The organism is Psychrobacter sp. CX97, assembly GCF_057396285.1.
Map to the genome: position 1 here is coordinate 22,267 of NZ_JBXYJE010000020.1, position 6,635 is coordinate 28,901.

Genomic DNA, 6,635 nt, shown 5'->3' on the forward strand with positions numbered 1-6,635 from the left:
TCGAAAATGAATATCAACTTTGAAAATCGAAATTTCTAATTACATAAATCTAGACTAATAAACAGATCAGTAAAATGGTGTTATAGCAAACAATCATGAGGGGTTATTGCGATTCATCGCCTCAATAACATGCGGTCTTGGTTTTGGTTTAACACCTTCTTTCTCAATCTCGAAGGCCGTTTTAGAGTTGACAGGTAATCCAGCAATCAAGGGTAACTCTAACATAACTTTACGAGGGCGCGTGGCTAGACTAACTGGGACCATACGGGCAAACTCATATAAATATAAGAAAGACTCCTCACCCCCTTCAAATTCTTCATCTGGATTAATTCTAATACTACAGATTTGTGCTAAATCTGACAATATAGTATTTTCTTCTTCGGTCAGCGTACAATCTGTAACCCCAAAACCTGTCATAAAACCATTTGCCCATTCTTTAAGTGAGATGATACGCTCATATAAATCATGCTCATCGTCAGGTACCAATGGCAAGTATTGATAGGCATCATCCTTATCGCGTAACTGAAATGACGTATCTTCCGCCTCTTCAGTCAATAGGGTCATAGCCTCATCATTTGGCAAAGTGAAGCTAAGCTCAGTTAATAACCGTTCCCAATCTTCTTTTTTAGTGGGTGCTTGACAAACTGTCATCAGCCCAGTCATCAGTCCGTGTAACTCACTAATGCTAGCATCTGACCAATCTGCAAACGCTATTGTCCAATCATTCCAACCAGATATATTGTCATTCATCGCATTATTTATCCTAAATTTTTTAATATGCTGTATAAACTAGTAAGTTGCTAACTTACTCGCTCTTTTGATTATTCGATAGTCAGTTTATAACACTACCTGCTTATCTTCTTCTAAATTGCATTTATATAAATTGTTTCGTTCTGACTCAATAATAAACATTCATTAACATCTAACGCTAGATATGATGCGGGCATCTGTGGCATTATTAAAGGGAAGATACTTTTAAACTTTAATTAAGATTTAAACTGAACAACTTATAAGCGATTGCCTCATGACTGATTCATTAATTACCAAGTTACAAACCCTTGATGCATCCATACAAACTGTGCGTAAGCAGTATGAAAACACCAAGAATGAACTTAAGACTTTTAAGTCTCAACCTAAAGTAAATATTGCCCAGTTCAACCACGTTAAACAGCAACTGGCTGACCTAAATAGCCAATATAAACGCAGTATTCAAGAATGCGACACTTTAAAAGAAAAACTAACCACGCTTGATCAAGAGTACCAAACATTAGCAGAAGCACATCATAACTTAAATGATAAGCATAGTGCGTTAGTAAAAAAGTGTGCCGCATTAGAACAAGCCAATGAAGTATTACTTGAAAAGAATCGTACTGCAGCAGAGCATACTAAAGTAGTGTTAGAGCGATTGACTCGCATTGATCAAACAACAGATTAGTTTTTGGTTACAGCGTGGTTGTCATTTTAAATGATCAATACACTCATTCACTGATTTAAAACTAAATCCTAAAGCTTAAAACCATACTAAAAAGCCTAGATAACTATTTATTTATTAACTGATACAAGTATTATTAAATTTATACACATGTACATTGAGTTAAAACGCTTCCATACTATTTATATCTTGGCTTAGCTGTTCAGATACGTTTGAATTATTTTAAACAGCGTATGATATTTAAAACTACCGATTCAAATATTTAAAAACTAAAGAGTCAAAACTATAAATTTAAAGCTATTCAGTATTTTACCGTTTAAAGAGAACCTTATGTCAAATTCAGAATTAAATAAGATTGAGCCGTCGAAGTCTAATTCGTCTAACAACCCTAATGCTAACATAACATTAAAGAATGATGTTCAGATAGCCAAACCACAGACCGAATCGAGCAAAACATCTAATACCATCAAATCATCAGTAAGGTCTGAGGTCAACATCGAAGCAGTAAACTCAACACCCCAAACCCCCTTAAAAGATCAATCGGAATCCAAGTCTCAATTTGTAGCCGTTGACACCGTTATTGCGGGTAAAGTCTATACTATTAACTGCCCCACAGGTGAAGAGAATGAGTTAAAAACAGCGTCAAACCATATTAATGAGTTTATTAACGGTATACGCCAACAAGCTCCTAATTTATCACATGAAAATTTATTAGTACTTTGCTGTTTAAATCTTTTTGAGCAACTACAGCAATCTAAAAAAGAAGGTTCAAATCAGGAAGAGGTTAACAATAAGGCCAATTACCTTATCGATAAGATGATTAAAGAACTAACCGATTAAAGCCACCTAATTTAGGCTGTCTAGTAGGTATAAATGAATCAAAGCAAGGTTATTATGCTATTAATCAGCTCAATATAAATTAAACAGCCAAATAGTAAATAAGTGATTTTTAACTTTCTAATAATGCCTATGATTTAGTAGGGGTTGTGCTGGTTGTCACTCTCATCAAGATTGGCATTAATATTAGCATCGGTATTACCAGTCTGGCTTCTTGACTCATGATATTTAGTTTGGTGCTCATAATTACAGAAAAACCATGAAGTAATCTTTTTGATTTCTTGTTCTTTTTTAAATCGCTGTTTTTGTCTTTGCTCATGAGCCAGTCTTATTTCTTTCTTTTGTTTACGGCTTTTCCCTTTTAGCATAGCGGCTTTAATTTCGTTAGCCCCCAGACTCTCTGCTGCATAGCTTTTCAATTCTTCATCTAGTCTCTTTAACTCAGCGCGTTTCTCTGTTGTAATACTGGTATCAGGTTTAGTCTCTAAAACCCCACGGTATTCAGCCAGTGGATAACCACAGTAATCACACTCTCTAGGTATCACGACATCACCTTCTTTTGGCATAAAGGCTTTAGGCGGTTTAGGATACATAAATTTAAAAAATGCCCACATGATAAACCAGATCATTAATAAGGTAATTATAAAGGGCAGCATATTTGTTTCCTTAAATCTTTAACCAATTTATAGGGTTAAAATGTGTATAGTTCTCTTAACATCATTTTGATAAGCATAAAATCATTGAAAATAGTCTGTCAAAATAGCACTACTAAAAGGGCCAGTTAAAATAAAATAATAAAAATAGAACCGTTAAACCGCCAAACTAACGTAAATGATAAGGCTATATTAAATTATATTCGTCAGCTTATTATACCTAGCCTTAACATACACTATTACTTTATGTTCACTTAAAACTGGCTATAATTAGCCCTATAAGTAGACAGTCACTGGATGTATCTAAAAATTTTGATGTTATACTAAAGAAGTATATCTCGTTTATTGCAAGACATTTTGTATCAAATAAGCTAGAAAATTCAATATTATAATGACATTATTGGGCTATATTTGACTGGGATGTACTTGATTAGACTGTGTTTGGCGTATGTTTCGCCGCTTATTTTTTATATTTGTATATAACGATTATTCTATCTCATCAATACAGCGCTATTAACTCTAGTATTAATATTGCTCAAAAAAAATTATATAAAGTGATTTGATTATTTAGCGCTTAAAATTAACAGGATTTCATAATGCTTAATGATAACAACATTGCTAATGCTAGCGATTCACTAAAATTTGCTTTAGCTCAATCCCATTTTATGGTGGGCGACATTGACAAGAATGTAAAAAAAATGCGTTCACTGGCTATTCAAGCTCGTAAAGAGGGTGCTGATGTCATCATTTTTCCCGAACTATCACTACTTGGCTATCCACCTGAAGACTTATTATTACGTCCCAGCCTCTCTGATCGGGTAAAGTCTGCCTTAAGTTCACTAAGTGATATCAACGATATTGTAATGATTGTCGGTTACCCACATATAGATTATCACGGTACCTTTAATTCTGCTGCCATTTTACACAATGGTCATCAAAAAGGGTTTTATCACAAACAGTATTTACCGAATTATGGGGTATTCGATGAGCGTCGCTATTTTGATAAAGGTCGTAATCAGGTTTTATTTGACTATCAAGGCGTAACTATCGGATTATTAATTTGTGAAGATTTATGGCAAGAAGAGCCAATCAAAGCGTTAAAAGATCAAGGGGCAGACTTAGTCATTACTATAAATGCGTCACCTTATGAAGCGAATAAGCAAAATATCCGTAAAGCTATGTTACAAGAACGGGTTAAGAGTAATGCCTTGCCCCTCATCTACGTTAACTGTGTGGGCGGACAAGATGACTTGGTATTTGATGGCGGTTCTTTGGTTATGCAAGCAGATGGTAACATTGCACACGAAGCCCCTAGATTCTTAGAACATAATTTATATGCCACCTATAATATTAATCAAGGGCGTTTTGACACTCAATCTAAAGCACCTATTAATCTTAGTCCGGAGTCTGAGACTTATCAAGCCTTAGTGGTGGGGCTACGTGACTATGTTAATCACTCTGGTTTCGAGGGTGTATTAGTAGGACTATCAGGTGGTATTGATTCAGCACTGACGCTTTGTATTGCAGTGGATGCTTTGGGGGCCGACAAAGTCTATGCGGTCATGATGCCATACGAATATACCTCGCAAATCAGCCTTGAAGATGCTCAAGCTCAGGCTCGTAGGCTCAACGTCTCATATACTGTGTGCCCTATTCACGATGCGGTAGATGGTATTCGCCATACCTTAGCGCCTTTATTTAATAAAGCTAAAGCAGACACGACAGAAGAGAATATTCAAGCTCGTGCCCGGGGTATGGTGCTCATGGCCCTATCAAACAAGTTTGGCCATCTGGTTATTACTACTGGCAATAAGTCAGAAATGGCAGTTGGCTATGCCACTTTATATGGCGATATGGCTGGCGGATTTGATGTATTAAAAGATGTGTATAAAACTCAAGTATATGCCCTTGCCAACTATCGTAACCGCTTAGAGGACACTGACGTCATTCCTGAACGCGTCATTACCCGACCACCCTCTGCTGAGCTGCGTCCAGACCAAAAAGATGAAGACAGCCTACCAGATTACGATACTTTAGACACTATTCTAAAGCACTATGTCGATGAAGATTTAGGCTATAACGAAATTGTTGACAAAGGTTTCGATGCCGACATCGTTCGTCAAATCATCCTTTTAGTCGATAATAGCGAATACAAACGCCGCCAAGCCGCTATAGGCACAAAAGTCAGCCATAAAGCGTTTGGGCGTGAACGCCGCTACCCATTGGTTAACGGATGGACGATTGAAGATTAGCACTTACCCTGAATAGTTCATAAAAAAAAGAGCTTGTGTGAACTGACCCCCAAAAGTTGGACACAACTTATGGGGTATTTTTATGCGTTACAATCTAGATTTTAAGATCAAAGTCATAGGATACTATAAGCAAGGACATACCGGTCATGCCACAGCAAAGAAGTTTAAAGTGAATCCAAGATTTGTAAGTAAATGGGTCAAGCAATATCAAAGCGGTGGTATAAAGGCTATTAAGCCAAAGACAAGCAAAGCCAAATACAGTAGTGAGTTTAAACTTAACGTACTAACAACGATGCTTACCCAAGGCCTAAGTCAATTGGAAGTTGCTCTAAGGTATAACATCAGCTCACCAGCTTTAATCAGCCAGTGGCACAAAGCTTATCGACTACAGGGTATGTCTGGACTCATATCTAAACGTAAAGGTAGAGCGGCCATGAGCAAACCATTTATCACAGACAAACCAGATGATGAAAAGATATTAGCAGAGCTGAAACGTGAGAATGAATATCTTCGTGCGGAGAATGCCTACCTAAAAAAGCTCGATGCCTTGCTCAGGGAGAGGGAACAAGCCGAGACAAAGCAAGGCTCATCGAAGGACTAAGGGATAAATATTGCATATCAGCTTTACTTAAGATAGCTGATATGCCTAAAAGTGTCTTTTATTACCATAGGTGTCAGTTTGATGCTGAAGACAAATACGCTGATTTAAAGCAGCGTATCATCGAGCTATATTACCAACATAAAGGTCGGTATGGCTATCGTAGAATCACAGCCGCATTAAAGCAGTTAGGCATGCATCATAACCATAAGCTTATTGCCAAGCTTATGAAGCAGTTAAATCTTAATGCGAAGATCAGAAGAAAGAAGTATCGATCCTATAAAGGTCAACAGGGAAAAATAGCAAAGAACTATTTAAAGCGTCGCTTCCATGCTGGTAAACCCAATAAACGCTGGTTAACAGACATTACTGAGTTTAAGGTGGGTGACAATAAATTATATCTATCTCCGATTCTTGATTGCTATAATAATGAAATAGTCAGTTATACCTTATCTAAAAGACCAACCTATGATGTGGTAAGTAAAATGCTAGATTTTGCGCTAGATAAGACGAAAACAAGTCGTCATAAAAAGTTAATGCTTCACTCTGATCAAGGCTGGCATTATCAAATGAAGCCTTTTAGAAAGACGCTTAAAAAGCATAAGATAAGACAAAGCATGAGTAGAAAAGGCAACTGCATAGATAATGCGTTAATGGAGAGCTTCTTTGGCACACTGAAGTGTGAGACCATCTATATTGAAAAGCCTAAAACTATTGATGAACTAGAAAAGCAAATTCATGAGTACATTCATTATTACAATCATGAGCGTATTCAGCTTAAACTTAAAGGACTGAGTCCTGTGAAGTACAGAATTCAGTCCTTGAGATAGACTTAAACCGTCCAACTTTTGGGGGTCAGTTCA

7 protein-coding genes are annotated in these 6,635 nt (G+C 36.8%); 5 read left to right on the plus strand and 2 right to left on the minus strand.

The window, feature by feature from the left end:
* Positions 1–93 precede the first annotated feature (93 nt).
* On the minus strand, positions 94–750 hold the full coding sequence (locus tag AC2SLL_RS11915) for a UPF0149 family protein (RefSeq protein WP_486531904.1): 657 nt from the start codon (positions 748–750) through the stop codon (positions 94–96).
* Between the two features lie 274 nt (positions 751–1,024).
* Here AC2SLL_RS11915 and AC2SLL_RS11920 point away from each other — a divergent pair, with 274 nt between their 5' ends.
* On the plus strand, positions 1,025–1,435 hold the full coding sequence (locus tag AC2SLL_RS11920; RefSeq protein ID WP_486531905.1) for a hypothetical protein: 411 nt from the start codon (positions 1,025–1,027) through the stop codon (positions 1,433–1,435).
* Positions 1,436–1,762: 327 nt separating this feature from the next.
* Positions 1,763–2,272, plus strand: a complete 510-nt coding sequence (gene zapA / locus AC2SLL_RS11925; RefSeq protein WP_486531906.1) for a cell division protein ZapA — start codon at positions 1,763–1,765, stop codon at positions 2,270–2,272.
* Between the two features lie 134 nt (positions 2,273–2,406).
* Here the strand turns inward: zapA and AC2SLL_RS11930 are convergent, their stop codons facing one another.
* Positions 2,407–2,925, minus strand: a complete 519-nt coding sequence (locus AC2SLL_RS11930; RefSeq protein ID WP_486531907.1) for a hypothetical protein — start codon at positions 2,923–2,925, stop codon at positions 2,407–2,409.
* 593 nt (positions 2,926–3,518) lie between these two features.
* On the opposite strand from AC2SLL_RS11930, the gene AC2SLL_RS11935 reads away from it, so the two are divergent.
* From AC2SLL_RS11935 to AC2SLL_RS11945, 3 genes are all read left to right on the plus strand, one after another.
* Entirely contained in the window at positions 3,519–5,174 is a 1,656-nt protein-coding gene (locus AC2SLL_RS11935) for an NAD+ synthase (protein ID WP_486531908.1), read from the plus strand.
* Between the two features lie 82 nt (positions 5,175–5,256).
* Positions 5,257–5,775, plus strand: coding sequence for a helix-turn-helix domain-containing protein (locus AC2SLL_RS11940; RefSeq protein WP_486530417.1), 519 nt, complete (start codon positions 5,257–5,259; stop codon positions 5,773–5,775).
* Positions 5,763–6,602 carry an IS3 family transposase gene (locus tag AC2SLL_RS11945; RefSeq protein WP_486530951.1) on the plus strand — a complete coding sequence of 280 codons (840 nt, stop codon included), beginning with the start codon at positions 5,763–5,765 and terminating at the stop codon, positions 6,600–6,602. The genes AC2SLL_RS11940 and AC2SLL_RS11945 overlap by 13 nt, the downstream gene beginning before the upstream one ends.
* The last annotated feature ends 33 nt before the right edge of the window (positions 6,603–6,635 follow it).

Bases quoted from the DNA above. Each gene is read 5' to 3' on its own strand.
- AC2SLL_RS11915 (WP_486531904.1), bottom strand. From the start codon at position 750: ATGAATGACAATATATCTGGTTGGAATGATTGGACAATAGCGTTTGCA.
- AC2SLL_RS11940 (WP_486530417.1), top strand. From the start codon at position 5,257: ATGCGTTACAATCTAGATTTTAAGATCAAAGTCATAGGATACTATAAG.
- zapA (WP_486531906.1), top strand. From the start codon at position 1,763: ATGTCAAATTCAGAATTAAATAAGATTGAGCCGTCGAAGTCTAATTCG.
- AC2SLL_RS11935 (WP_486531908.1), top strand. From the start codon at position 3,519: ATGCTTAATGATAACAACATTGCTAATGCTAGCGATTCACTAAAATTT.
- AC2SLL_RS11920 (WP_486531905.1), top strand. From the start codon at position 1,025: ATGACTGATTCATTAATTACCAAGTTACAAACCCTTGATGCATCCATA.
- AC2SLL_RS11930 (WP_486531907.1), bottom strand. From the start codon at position 2,925: ATGCTGCCCTTTATAATTACCTTATTAATGATCTGGTTTATCATGTGG.